The sequence below is a fragment of the Flavobacterium cerinum genome, assembly GCF_004028155.1.
Lineage (GTDB): Bacteria > Bacteroidota > Bacteroidia > Flavobacteriales > Flavobacteriaceae > Flavobacterium > Flavobacterium cerinum.
This window is the reverse complement of the sequence record NZ_SBII01000001.1, coordinates 350,358-375,370: the sequence shown is the minus strand read 5'-3', so window position 1 is coordinate 375,370 and position 25,013 is coordinate 350,358. Positions and strand designations below refer to the sequence as shown.

The 25,013-nt window shown below is 37.0% G+C and carries 20 protein-coding genes; 11 read left to right on the top strand and 9 right to left on the bottom strand.

Annotation, left to right across the window (positions count from 1 at the left end):
• Window positions 1-56: 56 nt before the first annotated feature.
• The 5 genes from EPI11_RS01710 to rodA are packed head-to-tail and all read left to right on the top strand — an operon-like array spanning window position 57 to window position 5,565.
• Entirely contained in the window at window positions 57-1,085 is a 1,029-nt protein-coding gene (locus tag EPI11_RS01710; protein WP_128388223.1) for a rod shape-determining protein, read from the top strand.
• Window positions 1,086-1,098: 13 nt separating this feature from the next.
• On the top strand, window positions 1,099-1,932 hold the full coding sequence (gene mreC / locus EPI11_RS01705; RefSeq protein ID WP_128388222.1) for a rod shape-determining protein MreC: 834 nt from the start codon (window positions 1,099-1,101) through the stop codon (window positions 1,930-1,932).
• Complete coding sequence (locus EPI11_RS01700; RefSeq protein WP_128388221.1) at window positions 1,922-2,428, top strand: rod shape-determining protein MreD; 507 nt, start codon at window positions 1,922-1,924, stop codon at window positions 2,426-2,428. The genes mreC and EPI11_RS01700 overlap by 11 nt, the downstream gene beginning before the upstream one ends.
• The gene (gene mrdA, locus EPI11_RS01695) at window positions 2,425-4,293 is read left to right on the top strand and encodes a penicillin-binding protein 2 (RefSeq protein WP_128388220.1); all 1,869 of its coding nucleotides are present in this window, start codon (window positions 2,425-2,427) and stop codon (window positions 4,291-4,293) included. The genes EPI11_RS01700 and mrdA overlap by 4 nt, the downstream gene beginning before the upstream one ends.
• Before the next feature lie 15 nt (window positions 4,294-4,308).
• Window positions 4,309-5,565 carry a rod shape-determining protein RodA gene (rodA, locus tag EPI11_RS01690; protein ID WP_128388219.1) on the top strand — a complete coding sequence of 419 codons (1,257 nt, stop codon included), beginning with the start codon at window positions 4,309-4,311 and terminating at the stop codon, window positions 5,563-5,565.
• 99 nt (window positions 5,566-5,664) lie between these two features.
• On the opposite strand, the gene EPI11_RS01685 is transcribed toward rodA, so the two are convergent.
• From EPI11_RS01685 to EPI11_RS01675, 3 genes are read right to left on the bottom strand one after another with little or no spacing between them, the layout of a single operon-like run.
• Window positions 5,665-5,994, bottom strand: coding sequence for a hypothetical protein (locus EPI11_RS01685; protein ID WP_128388218.1), 330 nt, complete (start codon window positions 5,992-5,994; stop codon window positions 5,665-5,667).
• A 1-nt stretch (window position 5,995) separates the two neighbouring features.
• Window positions 5,996-7,105, bottom strand: a complete 1,110-nt coding sequence (locus EPI11_RS01680; RefSeq protein ID WP_128388217.1) for an ABC transporter permease — start codon at window positions 7,103-7,105, stop codon at window positions 5,996-5,998.
• A gap of 6 nt (window positions 7,106-7,111) precedes the next feature.
• Window positions 7,112-9,337 carry a carboxy terminal-processing peptidase gene (locus EPI11_RS01675; protein WP_128388216.1) on the bottom strand — a complete coding sequence of 742 codons (2,226 nt, stop codon included), beginning with the start codon at window positions 9,335-9,337 and terminating at the stop codon, window positions 7,112-7,114.
• A gap of 156 nt (window positions 9,338-9,493) precedes the next feature.
• On the opposite strand from EPI11_RS01675, the gene surE reads away from it, so the two are divergent.
• The 4 genes from surE (at window position 9,494) to EPI11_RS01655 (ending at window position 14,312) form a co-directional block, all read left to right on the top strand.
• Window positions 9,494-10,273, top strand: a complete 780-nt coding sequence (surE, locus tag EPI11_RS01670; protein WP_128388215.1) for a 5'/3'-nucleotidase SurE — start codon at window positions 9,494-9,496, stop codon at window positions 10,271-10,273.
• Window positions 10,274-10,316: 43 nt separating this feature from the next.
• Window positions 10,317-11,429: a lipid-A-disaccharide synthase gene (gene lpxB, locus EPI11_RS01665; protein WP_128388214.1), complete on the top strand. Its 1,113-nt coding sequence runs from the start codon at window positions 10,317-10,319 to the stop codon at window positions 11,427-11,429.
• A gap of 112 nt (window positions 11,430-11,541) precedes the next feature.
• Complete coding sequence (locus EPI11_RS19120) at window positions 11,542-12,249, top strand: C40 family peptidase (protein ID WP_241657560.1); 708 nt, start codon at window positions 11,542-11,544, stop codon at window positions 12,247-12,249.
• Between the two features lie 41 nt (window positions 12,250-12,290).
• Window positions 12,291-14,312, top strand: a complete 2,022-nt coding sequence (locus EPI11_RS01655) for a ComEC/Rec2 family competence protein (protein WP_128388213.1) — start codon at window positions 12,291-12,293, stop codon at window positions 14,310-14,312.
• Between the two features lie 5 nt (window positions 14,313-14,317).
• Here EPI11_RS01655 and EPI11_RS01650 read toward each other — a convergent pair whose 3' ends face one another.
• The 6 genes from EPI11_RS01650 to EPI11_RS01625 all read right to left on the bottom strand — a co-directional run bounded on the left by EPI11_RS01650 (window position 14,318) and on the right by EPI11_RS01625 (window position 22,548).
• On the bottom strand, window positions 14,318-14,785 hold the full coding sequence (locus EPI11_RS01650) for a thioredoxin family protein (protein WP_128388212.1): 468 nt from the start codon (window positions 14,783-14,785) through the stop codon (window positions 14,318-14,320).
• 138 nt (window positions 14,786-14,923) lie between these two features.
• Window positions 14,924-15,385: a thioredoxin family protein gene (locus EPI11_RS01645; RefSeq protein WP_128388211.1), complete on the bottom strand. Its 462-nt coding sequence runs from the start codon at window positions 15,383-15,385 to the stop codon at window positions 14,924-14,926.
• Between the two features lie 42 nt (window positions 15,386-15,427).
• Window positions 15,428-16,972 (bottom strand): peptide MFS transporter, encoded by a 1,545-nt coding sequence (locus tag EPI11_RS01640; protein ID WP_128388210.1) that lies wholly within the window; start codon window positions 16,970-16,972, stop codon window positions 15,428-15,430.
• A gap of 23 nt (window positions 16,973-16,995) precedes the next feature.
• Window positions 16,996-18,630 carry a peptide MFS transporter gene (locus tag EPI11_RS01635; RefSeq protein ID WP_128388209.1) on the bottom strand — a complete coding sequence of 545 codons (1,635 nt, stop codon included), beginning with the start codon at window positions 18,628-18,630 and terminating at the stop codon, window positions 16,996-16,998.
• Window positions 18,631-18,643: 13 nt separating this feature from the next.
• Window positions 18,644-20,362 (bottom strand): peptide MFS transporter, encoded by a 1,719-nt coding sequence (locus tag EPI11_RS01630; protein WP_128388208.1) that lies wholly within the window; start codon window positions 20,360-20,362, stop codon window positions 18,644-18,646.
• 11 nt (window positions 20,363-20,373) lie between these two features.
• Window positions 20,374-22,548, bottom strand: coding sequence for a S9 family peptidase (locus tag EPI11_RS01625; protein ID WP_128388207.1), 2,175 nt, complete (start codon window positions 22,546-22,548; stop codon window positions 20,374-20,376).
• A gap of 162 nt (window positions 22,549-22,710) precedes the next feature.
• Here EPI11_RS01625 and EPI11_RS01620 point away from each other — a divergent pair, with 162 nt between their 5' ends.
• Entirely contained in the window at window positions 22,711-24,060 is a 1,350-nt protein-coding gene (locus tag EPI11_RS01620) for a hydroxymethylglutaryl-CoA reductase, degradative (protein WP_128388206.1), read from the top strand.
• A complete protein-coding gene (locus tag EPI11_RS01615) occupies window positions 24,041-24,988 on the top strand; it encodes a GYDIA family GHMP kinase (protein ID WP_128388205.1) in 948 nt (315 codons plus the stop codon). Before EPI11_RS01620 ends, EPI11_RS01615 begins: the two co-directional genes overlap by 20 nt.
• The last annotated feature ends 25 nt before the right edge of the window (window positions 24,989-25,013 follow it).

Below are 25,013 nucleotides of genomic sequence, written 5' to 3'. Positions count from 1 at the left end.
TATTTTTGTAGGCTTAACAATTTTTAAAAACCAAACCCTTAATACAATAAATAAGTATGGGATTTTTTGACTTCATGACCGAGGATATTGCCATCGACCTTGGTACCGCAAATACCCTTATCATTCACAATGACAAAGTAGTAATAGACAGCCCCTCTATAGTAGCGCGCGATCGCATTACCGGCAAAATAATTGCTGTAGGTAAAGAGGCCAATATGATGCAGGGTAAAACCCATGAAAACATAAAAACTATACGCCCGCTTAAAGATGGTGTAATTGCAGATTTTGACGCATCTGAAAAGATGATAAGCTTGTTTATTAAAAGCATCCCTGCTCTTAAGAAAAAAATGTTTACTCCGGCACTACGTATGGTAGTTTGTATACCATCAGGTATTACGGAGGTTGAAATGCGTGCGGTAAAGGAATCATGTGAGAGAGTAAATGGAAAAGAGGTATACCTTATCCACGAGCCTATGGCAGCAGCTATAGGTATTGGCGTAGACATTATGCAACCTAAAGGTAATATGATTGTAGATATAGGTGGTGGTACTACCGAGATCGCTGTTATAGCATTAGGTGGTATTGTATGTGATAAATCGGTTAAAATTGCCGGCGACGTTTTCACAAACGATATTGTTTATTACATGCGTACACAGCATAACCTTTTTGTAGGTGAAAGCACTGCAGAAAAAATAAAAATAACAATTGGAGCTGCTCTTGAAGATCTTGAAACCCCTCCAGAAGATATGTCGGTACAGGGACGTGACCTTTTAACGGGTAAACCAAAACAGGTAGACGTTTCATACCGTGAAATTGCAAAAGCACTGGATAAATCAATACAACGTATTGAAGATGCAGTAATGGAAACATTATCGCAAACACCTCCAGAGCTTGCAGCAGATATCTATAACACGGGTATCTATCTTGCCGGAGGAGGGTCTATGTTAAGGGGTCTTGATAAAAGGATATCCCAAAAAACAGATCTACCAGTTTATATTGCAGAAGACCCGTTAAGGGCTGTTGTAAGAGGAACAGGGATGGCGTTAAAAAACATTCAGAAATTTAGGAGTATACTTATCAAATAACAGGGATTAATCCATGCAGCAAATATTTAATTTTATATTTAAAAACAGTATTTTATTACTGTTTTTGCTGCTTTTGGGCATTTCCTTAACGCTTAGCATTCAATCACATTCCTATCACAGGAGCCGCGCAGTTACATCTGCCAATGCTGTGACGGGTTATGTGTATGAACAAATAAACAGCGTAGAAGAATATCTAAGCCTTAAAGGACAGAACGAAGCACTTGCTTCTGAAAACGCACAGCTCAAAAAATTACTTTTCAATACTCAGGACACTGCAAACAGGCCTCCGGTTGATATTCCGGATGCTATGGGTAACTATAAGGTAATACAATCTAAAGTCATTAAAAATTCTTATAATGTTCATGAAAACTACCTCACTATAAACAGCGGGCGTAATCAGGGCGTTAAAGAAGATATGGGTGTAGTGAGCAGCCTTGGTGTTGTGGGTTTTATCGAGAAAACATCTCCCGGATATTCTACCGTTATTAGTGTGCTTAACCTTAAATTTAGGCTTGATGCCAAAATTAAAAAGAACAACCACTTTGGTACACTTACCTGGAATGGTAAAAATACCGGTTTTGCACAACTTACAGATGTACCAAGACTGGCAACCGTTAAAAAAGGTGATACTGTAGTTACAGGTGCCGAATCGAGGATTTTCCCAGAGAATATTCCGATAGGAACAATCGAGAAAGTATATGTTGACAAAAAAACAAATTACTATACTCTGGATGTTAGGTTGTTTAACGACATGACTAGCCTGGGACACGTGTATATTATCGAAAACAAAGACCGCGACGAAATAATTAAACTGGAAGAAGAAACCAACGTTACAAATGAACAGTAGTGTTATCCTAAATATATTCAGGTTTATCCTGCTACTTGCGCTACAGGTGGTTGTCTTTAATCGGATAGACCTCTTTGGCTTCATTAATCCATATCCGTATATATTATATATTCTTCTATATCCGGTAAATGGCAATAGGGCAGGTTTACTTATCTCCTCCTTTTTTTTAGGACTTACAATGGATATGTTCCTTAATTCGGGCGGATCACATGCTGTAGCGTGCGTTACACTCGCTTATTTAAGATCTACTTTCTTTAAGTTCTCTTTTGGTGTAAGTTATGAATACCAAACAGTAAAAATAAATGACCGCCTTTCACCGGAAAGATTTTCATTTATACTTATTTCTGTTGTAACGCATCATTTAATTTTATACCTTTTAGAAGTATTTAGATTCAGCCTTATTCTTGACGTATTGTTAAGAACACTGCTTACAACCATATTTACGCTAATACTATGTATAATTATCATCTATTTAATTAAGCCGGGCAAACAATGAGAAAGGTCTTACTGCCAATAATAATTATTGCCGCAACTCTTATAATTGTGGCAAGGCTTTTTTATTTACAGATACTCGATGATTCTTACATCAAGAAATCTGACAATAATGCTATTAAAATAAAATACGATTATCCTGAAAGGGGCTATATCTACGACCGTCATGGCAAATTAATGGTAGCCAATCAGCCTTCTTATGATATTATGGTTACCCCTAATGAAATGAAGGATATAGATACTCTGCAACTATGCTCTTTACTTAACATCTCTAAAGAATACTTTATTGAAAAAGTAAAAAAAGCGCATGTATACAGCCCGAGGCTTCCATCTGTATTTTTACCTCAGCTTAACAAAAGAGAATTTGCTGCTTTTCAGGAAAAGATAAGGCGTTTTAAAGGTTTTGATATCGTTAAGCGTTCGCTTCGTGATTATCAGACAAATGCCGGTGCAAACGTTTTTGGATACATACAGCAAGTAAACGATGTTATAATTAAGAATAATCCGTATTACAAAAGCGGCGACCTTATTGGTAAACAAGGCGTTGAACAGATGTATGAAGATATTCTACGTGGTGTTAAAGGCGTAAAATACATTCAAAAGGACCGTTTTAACAGAGAGATAGGCTCTTTCAAAGAGGGTATATATGATACCATAGCCATTCAGGGACAGGATATAACACTATCACTGGACATGGAGCTTCAAAAATATGGTGAAGCTTTAATGTTTGAAAAACGTGGCGGTATTGTAGCAATAGAACCTAAAACCGGAGAAATACTGGCTTTAGTAACAGCTCCGTCATATGATCCCGCTATACTTGTGGGCAGGGAACGTTCAAAGAATTATACAAGAATGTATAACGATTCTATAAGCAAACCGCTATACGACCGTGGTCTATTAGCCGAATACCCTCCCGGATCTCCGTTTAAAATACTTACGGGACTAATCGGTCTGCAGGAAGAAGTAATCGATGAGAATACAACTTTTATTTGTCATCATGGTTTTTCTTATGGTCGTGGTGCTTTTATGAAATGTCACGATTCCGGACCATCCAAACTGCATGACGGAATATTCAAATCATGTAATACGTATTTTGCTAATACATTTAAACTTACTATAGACAAGTATCCTAAACCGCAATATGGACTGGATGCCTGGAGTAATCACCTTAAGAGTTTTGGTCTTGGCGATTTTCTTGGATACGACCTTCCTCCTGGGAAAAAAGGTCACGTACCAACTTCTAAATTCTACAAACGCTTTTATCCTAATGGCGGCTGGAGAAGCTCTACTATTATTTCAAACTCTATTGGTCAGGGAGAAATATCTATGACCCCTATACAGCTGGCAAACATGATGGCAACTGTAGCCAATGAAGGCTATTATTATACCCCTCACGTAATTAAAAAGATCGAGGGACATGTTATAGATAAAAAATTTAGAACAAAACACTACACCACTATAGACAAGCAGTACTTTAAGCCTGTAATTGATGGTTTATTTGACGTATACAACCTGGGTACAGCGCGAAGCTTAAAAGTAGAAGGTATCGAAATTTGCGGTAAAACGGGGACAGCCGAAAACTTCGCAAAGATTAATGGCGTAAGAACACAGCTTACTGACCACTCTATCTTCGTGGCATTTGCTCCAAGGCACGATCCAAAAATCGCTATTGCAGTATTTGTAGAAAACGGGTATTGGGGTGCACGTTGGGCTGGACCTATTACCAGTCTTATGATCGAAAAATACCTAAAAGGAAAGGTAACGCAAACTGCTCGTGAAGAGTATATGCTAACACATGGCCTTAAAGCTGAATATGATAAAGTAATCAGTGGGCAGCCATTTAAAATAAATCAATCTTACGTACCATAACAATAGTTACTAAAAATGAAGAACCAAAGTGTAACTAATAATATCGACTGGATTACCATACTTATTTACACAGTATTGGTGCTCATTGGGTGGATGACTATTTATTCAGCATCACTACCCAAAGAAACTACATCCATATTTGATATTGGACAGATATACGGTAAACAGATATTATTTATCATTTTTAGTATCCCGCTTATTATAGTACTCCTTACACTGGATGCCAAAATATACGACAAGTATGCCCTTGTTTTTTATGGCATTGGCTTACTACTACTCGCCGGGCTATTTGTTGCAGGTAAAACCATTAAAGGTCAGACCAATTGGTATTCCTTTGGCGGATTCAGTCTTCAACCCTCGGAGTTTGCCAAAATAGGCACAGCATTGATATTATCTAAGTTCCTTAGTGATGTACAGATAAACCTAAAGAACACCAATCATCAGCTCATCGCTTTTGGGATAATCTGCTTGCCTGTCTTTCTTATCATGATGCAGCCCGATGCCGGTAGTGCCATGATATTTGCTTCATTATTCCTGGTACTTTACCGTGAAGGACTTCCTGGCTGGTATCTTGCTACAGGTGCAATAGCTATTGTACTCTTTTTGCTGGCACTATTAGTAAAACCGCAGTATATTGTATTATTTACCCTTATAATAATTCTGGCTCAGTTTTTCCTAACCCGAAGGGCTTTTAGAAACCCTATACTCTCAACCATTATATTTATCGTTATTACAGGCTTTGTTTTCTCGGTAGACTTTGTATATGAAAACGTATTGGAGTCTCACCAAAAAGACCGTATAAATGTGCTTTTCGATAAGAATGTAGACCAGCAGGCGGAAGGTTATAATCTAAATCAGTCAATGATCGCTATTGGATCCGGAGGATGGTTTGGTAAAGGATACCTTGAAGGAACACAAACAAAAGGTGGTTTTGTGCCCGAACAGCATACCGATTATATTTTTACCACAGTAGGCGAAGAATGGGGATTTGTAGGCGGACTTGTGGTCATCGGACTTTTTGTAACGCTGCTATTACGGATCATTTACCTGGCTGAGCGCCAAAAATCCAAGTTTAGCCGAACCTATGGCTATTGCGTGGCTGCTATACTCTTTATGCACTTTTTTGTGAATATAACGATGCTGATTAAGCTGTTCCCAACCATTGGTGTACCACTGCCGTTCTTTTCTTATGGAGGATCGAGTCTTTGGGCATTTACCATATTGCTGTTCATTTTCATTAAAATGGATGCCAATAAAGTGAATGAGTGGTAGAATAATTAAGTATTTAGCTTAAATTTAGTTTTGTATTTATTAAAAAAATCTTCCATTTCATAAACCTATTAGGTAAAAAACTATTACTAAAATGATTTTTCATTTTACAAACAGTTCAATATCTAAAACTGTCTCTCTAATTAGCCCACTTAATTTATTTTCTTTGATAAGTTTAAGTTCAGATAAAACCTTTTCTACATTTAATACTTTATGAATTCTCGCAATATCCCCTAAACTATTGATCGCAGTTTTTGATACCCAAAAATCAGTATGATGGAGATAATTGAGACATAAACCTTCTAACCAAAACCAATCGTCAATTCCGTTAACTGCTCCAATTAAAGCAGTTATTATATTTTCCGAACTACCAGTATTAAGCAATCCAATTACTTCTTCTTTAGATTTAAACAAATAATTATCATATATCATACTATTTACTCCTTACATCGAGTGCATCCCTTAAGGCATTACCTACCATCATAAAAGCAAGTACAAGCAATAGCATTGCTATACCGGGTGCCATAGCGAGATAAGGTTTGCCAAGAATAATATAATTGTAGTGGTCTTTTATCATACCGCCCCAGCTTGGAATTGGCGGTTGTGCTCCCAACCCCAGAAAGCTAAGCCCGCTTTCTACAAGAATTGCCGAAGCAAAGTTAGCTGCTGATATTACTATAACAGGAGCCATACTATTTGGCAATATATGATTAAAAATGATTCGGCTGTTTTTGTATCCAAGAGCACGCGAAGCTGTAACAAACTGCATTTGTTTAATGCTCATTACCTGCCCTCTCACCACTCTTGCTACCTCAACCCACATTGTAAGCCCTACTGCCACAAAAACCTGCCAGAAGCCTTTGCCTAAAGCCAGCGTAATTGCTATAACCAGGAGCAATGTAGGAATCGACCAGATAATATTAACCAGCCACATCACAAAAGCATCTACTTTACCTCCATAATAACCGGCAATAGCTCCAAAAAATATCCCTACCACTAACGATATGAATACGGCAACAAAACCAATAGCGATAGAAACCCTTGAACCAATTATAAGGCGGCTTAATAAATCACGCCCCTGGCTGTCTGTTCCTAAAATAAACTTCTGATCTTTAACATACTTCTCTCCTATTGAATCAGCATTTATATCTGCTCCAAAAACAGAAAGCGGAATTGTTTTGGCAACTGCCAAAGACGGTTCATCGGTATATTCATAATATGTAAGGCTGTCTTTTGATATGGTGTATTTAAGAATAGGTACTTTTAGCGGCGCAGTTGTTTTACCTACAAAATAATCAGACAGCTTTGTGTTCTCCTCATTCTGCGAAGGCAGTGTAAGCATTTTTACTGTAAAACCCGGTGATTTAGAATGTATAGACAAATCTCCCCAATTGGCATTTTGTGTTTTATCAGGCGAAAATACATAGGCGAAAATTGCGATAAGCAATAGTAATACAATAAATACTAAACTTAAAACGCCCCAAAAATTCTTTTTGAATTTTTGGAGCGCTAAGCCTGTAAGCGATAGATTGGTTTTATCCATCAGCTATTATTTTGTTTTAATCATTTTTTCTTTCTTATTGATCGTAACTGCATTTTTAGTGCTTTTACCCGGCTGTAAATCATCCAGAACGTTAAGTGCTTCTTCTACATAAATGTCTTTAGAAAGACTTTCATACCATCTTTGTTTTTTCTCTGCCAACAACGGGTCTTTAGCGAAAATTGCTTTTTCGTAAGGCAGTGCATCAAAAGTAAATTGGTTCTTATAATCATTAAGTACTTTAAACTTTTTGGCTATAGCTTCCGTTTCAGCAACCTCTTGTTTAAATTTGTCCAGATTAAGACTATAGGTATTGTTGTCTTTTTTCTCACTTACCCATTTAGCATTTTCTTCCATAAGCTTAAACTGCTCATTTGCTGATACCCTTCTTTTACTATTCTCTATAACACCTGCAAAATTATTCTTAACCGGTTTGAAAGGTGCAGTATCGATTTTATCCCATGGCATGGCATTATCCGCATCACGCTCACCCATTTCGATATAAGCATATCTGTCCGGTAAAACGATATCACTTTTTACACCTTCTCTTTGTGTAGAACCACCATTAACTCTATAATATTTTTGTGTAGTCAGCTTAAGCGCACCAAGATTTCCTAAAGAATTGTTTCTTACAAATTGGTTAAGGTCAATCATATTTTGTACAGTTCCTTTTCCGTAAGTATGTTTGCTTCCTAAGATCAATCCTCTGTTATAATCCTGTATTGCAGCGGCAAAGATCTCCGATGCTGAAGCAGAAAAATTATTAACCAATACTACAAGCGGTCCGCTCCATTGTACAGACGAATCGGTGTCTGCCAATATCTCTTTTTCTGCACCAGCAGATTTTACCTGTACCACCGGGCCCTGAGGAATAAATAAACCTGTCATATCTACAACAGTTTTAAGTGAACCTCCCCCGTTGTCTCTAAGGTCCATGATAATACCATCTATATTTTGTTCTTTAAGCCTTTTAATTTCTATAGCAACATCTTTAGCGGCATCACGGCTGTCTTTATTCTCAAAATTGATGTAGAATTTAGGCAGGTTAATAACCCCATAGGTCTTACCATCCTTTTTTACAATACTTGATTTAGCATATGTTTCTTCAAGCTCAACAATTTCTCTGGTAATCGGTATTACTTTAATACTGCCATCTACCTTTTTAACAGTAAGCCTTACCTCTGTTCCTTTAGGCCCTTTAATTTTTTTCACCACATCGTCAAGACGCATACCTGCAATATCTACAGGCTCATCTTTACCTTGTGCTACTTTCATAATAAGATCGCCCTGCTCAAGATCTTTTCCTCTCCATGCAGGTCCGCCCGGTATAAGTTCAGAAATTTCGATATAGTCACCTTTCTTTTGCAGTTTAGCACCAATACCTTCAAGAGAACCTCTCATGCTGGTGTCGAACTTGTCTTTATCGTCCGGAGCAAAGTAAAAAGTATGCGGATCAAAACGTTCTGCTATCGAATTGATATAAATACTAAACCATTCATCACGTTTTAGTTCATCTATGATAGCAAAATAATCATTAAGTGACTTTAGTGTAGACTCACGTGCTTCTTTTTCAAGCTCAGTAAATGTTTTTATTTTACCATCGTCTGCTTTTTTCTTATCTGAAGCAGCCGGTTTAGTGGAATCTTTATCTCCTTTGCCTTTCGCGATATCTTCCTGTAGTTTCTGCTTATCTATTATTGTAGACAAGACTGACAACTTCAATTGTTTCTCCCAACGTTTTTTAAGATCAGCATCTGTTTTAGCAAACGGCATCTTTTCATAGTCAACATTGAATTCTTCGTTAGTAGTAAAATCGAAAGGTTTTGCCAATATTGCTTTGTAAAAATCCTCAGATTCTTTTATCCTTTTCAACAATCTTTCATGTGTAAGATTAAAAAAGCTAAGATCCTTATTAAGGATCATATCGTCGATCTTGTCTTCGTATTTTGCGAACTCGTCAATATCCGACTGAATAAAAAATCGTTTAGACGGATCTATTGACTGCAGATAGCTTTTGTAAACTCCTTTAGAGAATGTATCGTCTATTTTCGCAGGATCATAATGCCCTTTCTCAACTACAAACGTTAAAAGTTCTATAAGTAATTTATCTTTATCAGGATCACCGGAAGCTGCTACTTGCTGCTTTAGCATAAAACTCCATAGTGCCACTGCCAGTACAGCAACGAACACTAAAACTTTATAATTTCTTTTCATATAGCTTAGAATGGCATTCATTTAATTATGATATGGTAACATACATTAAAAATTGTGCCAAAATGTGTGTTTGCATTTTTTTTCTTATCCCCTGATCAGGAATAAAGGCAGCAGTTTAAAATTTATGTATTTTAGCGAAACGTAAAAGTACAATAGTTATTTTGAATATTTATAGGAATGAAGAAAAAACCATTAATACTGGTAACCAATGATGATGGTATTACTGCACCAGGTATAAGAGCGCTAATAAGCGTAATGAAAGAGATTGGAGAAGTTGTTGTCGTAGCGCCTGATAGCCCGCAATCGGCCACCGGCCATGCCATAACCATAAACAGCACGCTTTTTATTAATAAAATAGATATCGATCCGGAAATTGAAACCGAATACAGCTGCAGCGGTACTCCGGTAGACTGTGTTAAGTTTGCCGTAAATGAAATATTGAAACGCAAGCCAGACCTTTGTGTATCTGGTGTAAACCATGGCTCTAACTCCTCTATCAATGTAATTTATTCAGGGACTATGAGTGCTGCTGTAGAAGCCGGCATAGAGGGCATCCCTGCGATAGGCTTCTCACTATTGGACTACAACTGGAATGCCGACTTTGAGCCGATTAAAGCCTCCATAAAAAAAATTACACTTGAGGTTTTGGAAAATGGACTTCCTGAAGGAGTCATCCTGAATGTAAACTTCCCAAAATTAAAAGAAAAAGATATTAAAGGCATTAAAGTATGCCGACAGGCAAAAGCCATGTGGCAGGAACGTTTTGATAAACGCCAAACACCACACGGAAGAGATTACTATTGGCTTACCGGTGAATTTGTAAATTTGGATAATGGTGAGGATACGGACGAATGGGCTCTTGAACACGGTTATATCTCTGTAGTACCTGTACAATTTGACCTTACTGCCCATCACGCTATGCAAACATTAAATAGTTGGAAGCTTAATAACGATTAATGCTAAAAAGCTTTCTATTATCTTTGGCAAACAATTCACAGCAATGAAATATTACATTATAGCAGGAGAAGCTTCGGGTGATTTGCACGGTGCTAACCTAATGAAAGAACTTTTTAAGCAGGACCCAGAAGCTAACATTCGATTTTGGGGTGGCGACCTTATGCAGCAGGCCGGCGGAACACTGGTAAAACACTATCGTGATCTTGCTTTTATGGGCTTTGCCGAAGTAATTCAAAACTTAAAAACCATTCTTAATAATATTAAATTCTGCAAACAGGACATTCTTTCATTTCAGCCTGAGGTAATTATTTATATTGACTATCCTGGTTTTAATATGCGTATTGCCGAATGGGCAAAAAAACAAGGTTTTAAAAATCATTACTATATCTCACCCCAAATATGGGCCTGGAAAGAAAGCCGCATCAAAGCTATTAAACGCGATGTAGACCATATGTATATCATACTTCCGTTTGAAAAAGATTTCTACGAGAAGAAACATAATTTCGCTGTAGAATTTGTTGGTCATCCACTAATTGATGCCATACACAACCGTAAGACTACAGATCCAGCCAGCTTTCGTAAAGAACATAACCTTGACGACAGGCCTGTAATAGCTTTACTGCCGGGAAGCAGAAAACAGGAAATTGCAAAAATGCTGGAAGGCATGCTCTCTGTTGTAAATGATTTTCCCGATTACCAATTTGTTATTGCAGGAGCACCATCTCAGGACTATTCTTTCTACCAGCAGTTTTTAGGAAGCAGCAGTGTGAAATTTATTTCTAATAAAACCTATGACCTGCTAAGTATTTCTCATGCCGCTTTAGTAACATCGGGTACGGCAACTTTAGAGACTGCATTGTTTAAGGTTCCTGAATTAGTATGTTATAAAGGAAACTGGATATCTTACCAAATTGCAAAACGTATAATTACGCTTAAATACATATCGCTTGTCAATTTAATCCTGGATAAAGAAATTGTTAAAGAATTGATCCAGGATGATTTTAATAAAAAGAATATAAAAGCCGAGTTACAAAAAATATTAGCTCCTGATTATCGCGCAAACCTCCTGAACCAGTATGATTTACTGGAACAGCAATTGGGTGGAATCGGTGCCAGCCAAAAAACAGCAGCGCTCATAATCAAACATTTAACATAAAATTTAGAAAAATTTTTAAATTTAATTTTCTATATTTGCTCAAACACACCCATAATTTGAAAAAATACAAGATTTGAAAAACCTTCTGTCCATATCCCTATTTTTGCTTTTAATGATTTCATGGAAGTCATCTGCCCAGATAATAACATCTAAAAAAGAAGCTCAAAAAAAGGGAATCTACTCTTATTCAGAAACAAAAACCAAAGCTACATCTAAGCCAACCGCTACTATAGATAAGGTTGTCGTAGGTAAAGAAATTGCCTCGATGAAAAAGAACAGTAACATTGTTGCTTATCAGCCGGTAGTAAAAGAACAAAAAATAAGAGGTCAGAGAACAGAGAACACTTCCATTTCAAAATCTAAAAAAACGATAACACTAACCGAAGTAAAAGACGATCCTAATTTTACTCCTGAACCTGAAGAGAGTTATTTAGCAAACCAGATAGTTAACAATGCTATGCAGTTTGAAGGCGTTCGCTACAGAGGCGGGGGTACAACAAAGGCTGGCATGGACTGTTCAGGTATGGTATATGCTACTTTTCAGATATTCGACACTACATTGCCAAGAAGCTCACATGAAATGGCTAAAGCAGGTAAAGAAATAAAGCTTTCGGAAGTTAAAAAAGGAGATCTCCTTTTCTTTAAAAACAACCGTCGCAGAAGTGTAATTAACCACGTAGGTCTTGTTACAGAAGTAACTCCTGAAGGCGAAGTAAAATTCATTCATTCTTCAACCAGTTCTGGTGTAATCGTATCTTCAATGAATGAACCTTATAATGCCAGAACTTTTGTTCAGGCAAGTAGAGTTGTTGAAGATTAATTACAATAATCATTATGTGTTTTTCAATATCATGATGTAATATGACGGTATTGAAATATCCCATTATTCTAATTACTGTTATTTTTACTCTGGGCATACTGGCTGGTTCTCACTTTAGCCTTTCCCTTACTTTCCTTTGCATCTTAAATTTTACGACTTTTGGCGCTCTGATGATTTCTTTTTGGTATGCTAAAAAATCGTTTCTGCAAAAGCCTTATTTTACCATAAGTGTATTATTTTTTTCCTTATTTATAGGAATGCTCATACAAGCACTACATTATACACCCAATCAAAAACTTCATTATTCTCATAAACTTACAGACGAAACTCCTCTTATAAAAGGTGTCATCTCTGAAAGGCTTAAGCCAAATCTTTATCAGGAGAAATATTGTTTTGAAGTAACATTTGTTAATCAACAGCCAGCTACGGGAAAGATATTGCTTACCGTTTCGAAAGACTCGATTTCAAAACAGCTCAACCCTGGTGATTCTTTTATCATTGCAGATACTCCGCAGCCTATTCAAAAAAAAACTAACCCTTACCAATTCGATTATGCGGGTTATATGCAAAAGCAAGACATTTTTCATCAATTGCGTTTGAAGGATAATTATGTAAGAACTGAAACCCTTAAAAATTTCGATTATTATATCGGACAATTGAGGAATAAACTAACCCAAAGTTTTTCCATCCACAACTACAGTCCTGAAGTACAGCAAACCCTGAATGCACTTTTACTAGGCCAACGCCAGGATATGGATAATGTAACAGCAAATAATTACAAAAATGCAGGTGTACTCCATATACTTGCTATATCCGGATTACACTTTGCTGTTTTATTCTATATACTCACTTTTCTTTTTCGCCCTTTAAACAGACTAAAAAACCACGGTCAATTGATCCAGCTTATTCTTGTACTTTCCATTTTATGGGGATTTGCCTTTATAACCGGTTTATCAGCATCAGTAGTTCGGTCTGTTGTTATGTTTAGTTTTATAGGTATTGGGCAATACCTTAACCGTAATGCAAACATTTATAACTCACTCGCTATCTCTATGCTGGTATTGCTATCAGTTAAGCCGGGTTTTTTGTTTGATGCCGGGTTTCAGCTTAGTTATCTGGCTGTCCTTTCTATTGTTTGGTTTGAACCATTTTATAAAAAAATAAAAATTTCCAGGTACAAGGCTGTAAATTATTTTGGAGACACAGTGCTCATTTCACTTGCTGCACAACTCGGTGTGCTCCCATTAAGTCTTTATTACTTTAACCAATTCCCATTACTGTTCTTATTAGCCAATGTTGTTGTTATCCCTTTATCAAACATTATATTAGTTGCTGGCCTGGGAGTATTGATCCTAAATTTCTTATGGATAGACGCTGCGCTTTACATAGGCAAAGTGCTGGAAACGTTAGTCCAAATAATGAATGGATTTATTGCATGGATAGCCTCTTTTGATCGCTTTATATTTAAGGATATTCCCTTTACACTTTCACTGAGTGTGTCATTATATATTGTTCTCATACTAACAGCATTCTGGATCTATAAAAGAAACTACACGAGAACAGTAGCCGTTTTATGTTCATTTTTTTTATTTCAATGTATTTTGGCTTTTACTGTCTGGAACAACAAAAACAAAGATGAATTAATTGTATTTCACAATCAAAAGCATACTTTAATAACGCTTAAAAACAATAATGAAATTAGCATTATAAGTACAGATAGCCTCGCAAAAGAAAGCTCAAGCATTACGGCTTACAATAAAGGAAACTTTAACCAGTCCCTAAAATTAAGACCTTTGCAAAACATGATCTATTTTAAAGGTAAGAAGATTTTATTATTAGACAAAGATGCGCTCTACAAGCAAAACATAAAACCCGATATACTTATTCTAACCAACTCTTCAAAAGTGAATCTGGCGCGCGCAATACATCAATTAAACCCAAAGTTGGTTATTGCAGACGGTAACAATTACAAAATGCACATAAAACAGTGGGCAGCTACCTGCCAAAATGCAAAAATCCCTTTCCATGCTACTGCAGAAAAGGGACATTACATATTTAAATAAACTTACTATTTATTTGCAAGGACTTTATTCGCTCCGGCTATCCATGCGTCAGGCCCTCCGGCAACATAGCCGATGTTACCCAACGGTGAAAATTCAATACCACCCTCTGCACCCTGAGTCGCATTTGTAAACCATACTGTAGGATATCCCTGTACTTTAAAAAAGGCATTCAATCGACCATTTTGATTTTTCAGCTCTTCAGCCTGGGGTGTTCGTCTGGGAAAATCAAGTTCCAGCAAAACCACATTTTCTTTTGCCCACTTTGTAAACTCAGGTGTTTTAAATACTTCTTTTTGTAGTTTAATACACCAGCCACACCAATCGCTGCCCGTAAAAAATAAAAAAAGAGGTTTTTTTGTTTTCTTTGAAATAGTCATTGCCTTTCCAAGATCTGTATGCCATTCCTGACCTTCCTGAGCGTGTACTGTTAGTGTACTAAAAACAACAAGCAGTATTAAAAATATTTTCTTCATTTTGTGATTTATGTTTATGTCATACTTTTTCTAAAGCAGGCTCTAAAATAATAAAAGAAACAACACAATAATCACCTCATACAAAAAATCCCTTTCCAGCTAATGCTAAAAAGGGATTTTAATACTATTTGAAATCAATTATTTTGTTTTAAGAGCTTCAAGCAGCTGCTCTGGCTGATAGTAGCCAACTATAGGCTCTTTTATTTCGCCTTTAGCATCAAACACCATCATTGTTGGATAAGCACGTACACCTAATAATACAGTAAAATCATGTATCGCGTTCCTTCCTTTACGGTTAGCGTCAAATTGAGGATTAGCGTACTTCTTGCCTTTATAGTTAACTTCCGAATTACCTTCAGCATTGAACTTTACAGCATAATAGTTTGCATTGATGAACTCTACTACCTTAGGATCATGAAATGTATTTTTGTCAAGCATTTTACATGGTCCGCACCAGTCTGTATAGACGTCCATAAAAATTGGCCTTGCTTTTTTCTTTTGTGCTGCAAGAGCTTCATCCATGCTCATCCATTTAATTTCCTGCGCCTGTGTAGCTAATGCGCCTAATGTTATAAATAACGTTAAAAGTAATTTTTTCATTTTTTTTGGTTTTACGATTGATTTTCAAAAACAGTGCCGAATTTATTTAACACCGTGCATTAGTTTTTTTATCACCGGATTTAAAGCCGAAATAAATAATCCCATCACAATAGGAACAATTGTAAATATAAGGAAGAATGTACTTAACGAATATTCGTTAGTAATTTTTTCGATCATACCTCCCATTGAACCGGCAAGCTTATTACCCATAGCAATAAATAGGTAGTAAACCCCAAACATCATTCCGATCCATGCAGCCGGAACAAGTTTACTTACATAAGATAAACCTACAGGAGATAAACAAAGTTCACCTAATGTATGGAATAAATAAGCCAATACTAACCAAACCATACTTACTCTTACTACATCTGTAGCACCAGGCATGATTGAACTTGAACCGTAAGCTAAAAATCCGAAACCTAAACCAAGTAACACTAAGCCAAGTCCAAATTTAACAGCCCCCGGAAGGTTGTATTTACTTTCCCACCATTTAGAAAATAACGGTGCAAAAGCAATAATAAATAGAGAGTTCAAAATACCAAACCATGTAGCCGGAACTTCAGTTTCGGTTGCAGAGAATTCTTTGTTTATTTTCCAGATAACAATACACCATATAATTAAGAAACTACTAGAAAGAATTATGTTTCCTACAGAGTATTTTTTAAATGTTTTAGAGAATAATTTTATCAAAACATAAGTGATAATCCCTAATGGTACAATCGTTAAAATCGCATCAACAAATTTAAATGTCAATCCTGCATTTCCTTCCAATACCCTTTGGGTATACTTATCGGCAAAAATTGTCATCGATCCACCTGCCTGCTCAAAGGCAGCCCAGAAGAAAACCGTGAAAATAGAAAAGATAAATACAACGATCATCCTGTCAAAAATTACTTTTTTAGGAGTATCATCTACTTTTTCTTCCATTTTTAGATCTTTAGTCTGTTTTGCAGAAAGTCCAACATTACCAAAAATATTCTGTGTGAAATAAAACTGAAGCATACCTAAGAACATAAAGATACCGGCAAGACCAAATCCCCAACTCCAAGACACTTTTTCACCTATATAACCACAAAGCATGATTCCAAGGAAAGCTCCAGCATTTACACCCATATAAAAAATAGAGTAAGCACCGTCTTTTTTCTCCGGGTGATCTTTGTAAAGGTTACTGATCATTGAGGTCATATTTGGTTTAAAAAGACCATTACCAATGATAAGACAGCCTAAACCAATATATAGAAACATTTCTGTTTCGAATGCCATAGAAGCATGACCAAGGGTCATGATAAAAGCACCTATAATAACTGCCCATCTATAGCCAATTAATTTATCGGCGATTAGTCCTCCAATAACCGGGGTAAGATAAACTCCCATTGTATATGTTCCATAAAGACCTAAAGCTCTCTCTGTAGTCCATCCCCATCCACCTTTATCAAAGGTAGAGATTAAGAAAATTACCAATAGGGCACGCATACCATAGTATGAAAATCGCTCCCACATTTCTGTAAAAAATAAGACGAATAAACCGGCCGGATGGCCTAAAACACTTGACTTAAAAAAATCCTGATTTGCAGTTTCTGATGACATTAACTAGTATTTAAAAAATATATTTATTTAACTTCTTGCATTAATTTTCGCACCAGCGGAGAAATAGCAATCAATACTACTCCCGCAATTAATGCATAAATGGCTAACTGGTAGTAACCGTCTGTAAAGGTTGCCAATTTTTGAGGCAAACTGTCGTTCTCACCACCTTCTGAAAGACCAGCACCTAAGATACCTGCTACATATTGACCGTAAGCACTCGCAAGGAACCACATTCCCATCATTACACCCTGAAGTTTTTGAGGAGAAAGTTTGGTCATAATAGAAAGACCTATAGGTGAAAGGCATAATTCTCCAAAAGTAATTACAAAATAAGCAAGAACAAACACATCAAGGCTGGCAATACCGGAGCCGGCAACAACTTCAAAGAAACGTGTTGCATAAAGTACATAAAAACCAGCTGCGAGGAACAGGAAGCCCATACCAAACTTAATAACTGTATTAGGCTCTATTTTCTTTTTTGCCAATGCTACCCATACAAGACCTACTAGCGGTGCAAAAATAATAACGAATACCGAATTGGCAGCATTATTAACACCATTAGGATCTAATACAAGTGTTCCGGCAACAACATTATTAAGATTTTGAGCTGCAAAAATACTTAGTGAACCACCGCTCTGCTCAAAGAATGCCCAAAAAATTATAGAGAATAAGATGAATACCAATGCTGCAATAAGCTTTTTACTTTCTGCCCAGGTATGTTTAGTCATTTCATAAACAAGATACACCAAGGTCGCAGGACCAATGATATACATAAAATAGTCTGTATATTCTGTTTTAGCAACCATGGTCATAATAACCGGTATTAATGCTAATGTAAGTGCATAAACTGCGTACTCATACCATCCTTTACCTGATTTTACTTTTACAGGAATAACAGCAGGCTCTTTCGGCTTAACTGTTTCAATACCTTCAACACGTACAACTTTTACCACATCTTCCTCCTTATTTCTAAATGGAGATAAACCAATAGGTCCAAGCGTTTTTTGAGTAAACAGGAAAGTAATAAGACTTATTGTCATTACTACACCTGCAAGACCAAAAGCAACATTCCAGGTATATTGAGCCGGAATAAAGCTTGTAAACAACTGGCCTTTACCTATCGCGATACAAGCATAACCACCTAGTAACGCACCTATATTAATCCCAGAATAAAATAAAGAAAAACCAGCATCTCTTCTTGAATCATCTCTTTTGTATAGCGATCCAACCATAGTAGAGATATTTGGCTTAAAGAAACCTGTACCAATAACTGTAAAACTTATTCCCAGGAAAAAGTTATTCTCCGGAAACGGGTCGAAAGCAAGAATAGCACTTCCCACAATCATTAATATACCACCCCAGAATAAAGATTTCCTGAAACCTAATATTTTGTCGGCAAACAAACCGCCTATAAAAGTAAACGCATACACAAATGCCTGAGTAGCTCCATACTGAAGGTTAGCCTGTACAGCATTCATATGTCCGCCAGTATTTAAAATCAGGTGCGTTACCATAAAGTAGGTTAGAACTCCCCTCATTCCGTAAAAGCAAAAACGCTCCCACATTTCAGAGAAAAATAATCCCCACAACTGTTTTGGATATTTCCCTTTAAAATCCTGAATTTGTTCCAGGGTTATTGATTCGTTAGCTATTGCCATTGTATAGTTTTAATTAATAAACATTATTTTCTTTCATTACCTTATTAAGCCATTTTAGCATAAGGAATAATAAACACGCTGCCGCAAGTACCAATGCGAAATTAAGGAAGAAAAAGTTTTCTTTTTGTTCCATTGTTTCCCAAAGGCTTGAAAGCATACCGGCAAGCTTGTTACCTACAGATATAGAAAGGAAAAAACCACCCATCATTAATGCTGTGATCCTTGGAGGGCTCAACTTAGACACTAATGAAAGTCCCATTGGCGAAAGACAAAGCTCTCCTAAGGTAATTACACCATAAGACGCTAAAAGCCACCAGCTGCTTGCTTTCATGCTAAGATCGTTTGTAGCATAAACAGCTCCAACCATTACTAAAGCAGATAGTGCAGTAATTAATAATCCAATAGCAATTTTTGTAGGTGTGCTTGGCTCTTTTTTTCTTTTTCTTAAAGCGCCCCAAACTCCCACAAGTACCGGTGTAAGTAATACTACCCAGAATGGGTTTATAGACTGATAAAGTTCTGTAGAAAATAATTTAAGATCTGCCCCTTTTGCAGGAATTTTATCTGCAGGAAGGTTATGAAAGTATTTGCGTGATGATTCCAGTTTAGCAACTTCTTTAGCGGCACCTTTTTTAGTAGCCATCTCTTCCGGAGTTGTTTCCGGCATAGCTTCAGTAGCAGCTCTCATTTCATTAAGTTTAGCTGCAAATTCAGCATCTCCCAGTGCAACGATATCGTTGTTTACAACGGTTTGAGCCATATCAAATTTAGTAGCTACAGTAGCTACAGATTCCGGCATTTCCCTATCTGTATAATCTTCTGCCCATACTGTTAGAGCATCTCCATTTTGATGGAAAATAGCAAAGAATAATATAACACAAGAGAAAACAGAAAGAAGAGCGCCTATAGCGCGTTTTTCAAGACCTGATGATTTGAACCATAAGTATATGAAGAATGCTATTACGGGTAAACATCCAAAAATAAATGCATCGTTAGTATCAGATCCAAGAATGTTGTTTGGAATAATATAACCCAGAATACCAAATATAAACATTGGCAATACGGTAAGTCCTAATATTTTTAATGTTGGCATGTCACCTTGCTGAACCGGTTTGATAACATCAACATGTTTAATATGTTTTGTTCCGCTAAGAAAAATAGCTATACCAATAAGCATACCTACACCTGCAGCGATAAAGGCAAAGCCCCATCCAAAGTTAATCCTCATATAAGCAGCCACAAAATTGCATATAAATGCACCAATGTTAATACCCATGTAAAATATATTATACCCTGAATCTTTCTTATCTTTTAAATCGTCTCCACTATAAAGATTACCAACAAGTGTAGAAATATTTGGTTTAAAGAAACCATTACCCAGAATAATAAAAGCAAGACCTGTAAAGAATGTGGTAACATCGTGTATCGATAACAGGAAGTAACCACAGGCCATCATAAGCCCACCCATCACAATAGATCTTCTATAACCTAAAACCCTATCAGCAAGAAGGCCTCCAATAAACGGAGTAAGATATACTAACCCTAAGTAAGTTCCGTAAATATCTGATTTTTTTGCAGCGTCAAAACCCATACCTCCATTGTTCCAGCCGTCTATCATATACAGCGAGAAAATTCCAAGCATTAAGTAATAACCAAATCGCTCCCACATTTCTGTGCCAAATAAAAACCAAAGCCCCTTAGGATGCCCTTTTTGTGTAGTAGTTTCACTCATAATTTGCCTGTTTATAGTTTTTCTTTTATAAAGTTAGTCATCTTTGTATACAACTGTAATCTTGTTTTACCACCGTAAATACCGTGGTTTTTATCAGGATAAATTGCCCAGTCAAATTGTTTGTTAGCCTGTACTAATGCTTCGATCATTAGCATCGTATTTTGTACGTGTACGTTATCATCTGCTGATCCGTGGATCAGTAAATAAGAACCGTTAAGCTTGCTAACATGATTTATTGGTGAGTTATCGTCATAACCCGATGCATTTTCCTGAGGAGTCTGCATGTATCTTTCAGTATATACCGAATCATAAAAGCGCCAGTTGGTTACCGGAGCAACTGCAATAGCCATTTTGAACACATCATTTCCTTTAAGAATACAGTTAGATGACATGAAACCACCATAACTCCATCCAAAGATGCCTATTCTTGAAGCATCTACATAAGCATACTTCCCAAATACTTTTGCAGCATCTATTTGGTCTTCCACTTCATATTTACCTAACTCTTTATAAGTTACTTTTTTAAATTCAGCACCTCTAAAACCTGTACCACGCCCGTCTACACAAGCTATAATATAACCTTGCTGCGCCAGCATCATGAACCAGTAATCGTCTGCACTGTTCCACTCATTGTTTACCTGCTGCGATCCGGGACCACTGTATTGGTACATGAACACAGGGTATTTTTTAGTTGCATCAAAATCTTTTGGTTTTATCATCCATGCATTTAGCTGATGGCCTTTCTCGGTTGTAATAACCATAAATTCTTTTTCAGGAAGACTAAAATCCATTAATTTAGATTTCAACGCGTCGTTGTTTACGATCGCTTTTACCTGCTTACCATCTTTAGCATTTAGCAAAGTATAGTTAGTAGGTTCTTTAGCACTTGAAAAAGTATTGATAAAATAATCGAATTTAGGGCTGAAGGTTGCCGCATTTGTTCCGGCATTTGGCGTTAGCCTAACTTTATTTTTACCGTTAAGACTTACTCTGTAAACATCACGATTGATAGAGCTGATCTCTGTAGACTGGTAAAATACATTCCCGGTTTTATTGTCAAAACCATAGTAAGCTGTTACTTCCCAGTTGCCTCTTGTAACCTGATTGATAAGTTTACCTGTTTTTGCATAGTGGTATATATGATTGTAACCGTCTTTTTCACTTGTCCATATAAAGCTGTTATCAGCAAGAAAAGTTAGGTTATCGGTAATATCAACGTATGCTTTATCTTTTTCATTAAGTACAATTTTTGGAGTACCACTGTTAGCATCAACAAAAATAAGATCAAGATTATTTTGGTGTCTGTTTATCACCTGAACACTCAGCGTTTGGGCTTCGTTAGTCCATTTTATACGTGGAATGTAGTAATCGTTGTAATTACCCAGTTTAATTTCTTTAGTCGTATTGGTCTTTACATCATAAATGTGAAGCGATACCAATGCATTCTTTTCGCCGGCCTTAGGATATTTGAACACATATTGTGAAGGGTATAATCCTGTGTTGAACATGTCCATTGAAAATTCAGGAACTTCAGTTTCATCAAAACGGATGAAAGCAATTTTATCGCCTGCACTGTTCCAGTCGTATGCTCTTACAAATGCAAATTCTTCTTCATACACCCAGTCCGTAATACCGTTAATAATGGAATTCTTCTTTCCGTCTGTAGTAATTTGCTTTGCAGTTTTAGACGCAAGGTCATATAAGTAAAGATTGTTTGAATTAGAGTAGACAACTTTAGTACCGTCGGCAGAAAAAGTAGGTTCCTGCACTTTTACATCAGCCAATTTGGTAAGTGTTTTGGCTGCGGTATCGTAGATATAGAAATCGGCAACAAAAGAATGCCTGAATATCTGTTCTGATTGGGTAGCAATTAATATCTTTTTTTCGTCGGGGCTAAACGTGTAACTATCGATTCCGTCTTTAAGTTGTGGAAAACTTTTTGAATCGATCAGATTCCCTACTTTATTAAGTGTTGCAAAGTCATATAAATCGATTGACATCGTCCGCGCATTTCTGTTAGCATTCAATACCGTATACTCGTTGGTATTTTTCATTGCCTGTAGATCGTCCATACCCTGGGTCCGGAAAGCACCTCCCCATATTTGTTCAAGGGTTATTTTTTGCTGTGCGACAACAGGCATAGCAGCCAGTAAAAAGAATAAAAGTGACCGTTTGATATATTTCATTTTGCAGATGGTAAAAAACTTCCAATTTTAGTAAATTTTTATGAATAATCTCTCCTTTTTTTTGTTAAATGAAGTATAGCCAAATTTGACGGCGGATAATTTTAGCAAATGCATCTGTGAAAGCTTATCTTTGCAGGGAATTATTATTTTAAGTTATTGAAAATGAGCAAAGCAATTACCGGATTTTCCAAACTGACTAAAGAACAAAAGATTGAATGGATCGCTAAGGAGTACTTTTCAAATCCGGAAGAAGCCACCGCTTTAATAAAAAAATACTGGAATGCAGACCAGGACCTTCAAAAACTGCACGACGAATTTATAGAAAACACCATAACTAACTTCTACCTACCACTTGGTGTAGCTCCAAATTTTATCATTAACGACAAAAAATACACTATCCCGATGGCGACCGAAGAAAGTTCGGTTGTGGCAGCAGCATCTAAAGCAGCAAAATTTTGGGCAAAACGCGGTGGATTTAAGGCTACAGTGATCAATACCGAAAAAATAGGTCAGGTTCACTTTATTTTTAATGGATCTACCGAAAAGTTAAATACCTTTTTTAGTAACGTAAAATCAAAATTCTTTGAAGGGACAGATGACCTTACCAAAAACATGCAGAAGCGTGGGGGAGGTATTCTTGATATTGAATTAAGAGATAAAACCGACTCACTTTCTAATTACTACCAGCTGCACACTACTTTTGAGACAAAGGACAGCATGGGTGCCAATTTTATAAACTCCTGCCTTGAGCAGTTTTCAAAAATATTAAAGACCGAAGCTTTAGCTTATGAGGCATTCGCCGAAGAAGAAAAAGACATTCAGGTTATTATGAGCATACTCTCAAATTATGTACCTAACTGTACTGTGAGAGCCGAAGTGTCATGCCCTGTACAAGAACTCCACGAGGATACCAATATAAGCCCGATGGCATTTGCCGAAAAGTTTATGACGGCGGTAAAAATTGCCGAAATTGAACCTTTTCGCGCTGTAACACACAACAAAGGTATTATGAATGGCGTTGATGCTGTAGTAGTTGCCACCGGAAATGACTTTAGAGCCGTTGAAGCCGGCGTTCATGCTTATGCATCAAAAGACGGACATTACAGCAGCCTGTCGCATGCTAAAGTAGAAAATGGTATATTTACTTTCTGGATGGAAATTCCATTAGCATTAGGTACTGTGGGCGGACTTACCACGCTGCATCCTTTGGTAAAATTATCATTAGAGATGTTAGGCAAACCGTCAGCACAAGAACTAATGCAGATCGTAGCCGTAGCAGGACTGGCACAAAATTTTGCAGCGCTGCGCTCTTTGACCACTACAGGTATACAGCAGGGTCACATGAAAATGCACCTTATGAATATCCTGAACCAACTGCAGGCAGGCGACCATGAAAAGAAGCAGGCCGTAAAACATTTTGAAAAAAATCCCGTGAGCCATTCGGCCGTGGCAGATTATTTAAGAGATCTACGTCAAATTAATATCGACCGCATTGAAGAAGACTTTTTTTAGTAACGGAAAACTTTTATTAACAGGCGAATATATTGTTTTGGACGGTGCAAAAGCATTGGCCCTGCCTACCCGATATGGCCAATATCTTGATGTTGCCCATACAACAAAGAACACTATCCACTGGCAGAGTTTTGATGCTGACGGGAGTATATGGCTGGATCAGGAAATTCAATTATCCACCGTTTTTGAAAACAAACAGGATGACCAGAATTCAGAGGTCAATACGCTTGTAAAAATATTACACGAGGCATGGTTAGCAAACCCTGAACCTTTAAACGATATAAAAGGACTTTCGGTTACTACCAAATTAACATTCCCGAGACTATGGGGACTAGGTACCTCTTCTACCCTAATCAATAATATCGCCCAATGGTTTGGTATCGATGCTTTCGACCTTTTAGCCAAAAGCTTTGGCGGTAGCGGTTATGATATTGCCTGTGCTCAAAACGACACACCCATACTTTACCATCTCGATAACGGCCAGCCCATTGTAGAGCCGGTAGCAGCATTTAATCCACCATTTGCAGACAACCTCTACTTTGTTTACCTAAACCGCAAGCAGAGCAGCAAACAGGCCATTGAGAGCTATAGAAGAAGAAGGAACAGCGTTCCGCCTGTACGCGCAAAAATAGATGAGCTAACACAGCAGATACTTCATTCCAAATCACTGGCTGAATTCAGTCATTTATTACAGGAGCATGAAAATATAATGTCGGAAATTTTAGGATTACCCGCACTTAAAGTATTAGCATTCCCTGATTATCCCGGAACTATTAAAAGTCTTGGAGCCTGGGGAGGGGATTTTATACTGGCAACTGCCAATGAAAATCCTGAAGCTTACTTTAAAGCAAAAGGATTTGAAATTATTATTCCTTATAAAGAAATGATCCTTGACAGAGGAATCGATTTTTCTGAAGGCGATTTTTAAAAAAGCCTCTGATTTATTCAGAGGC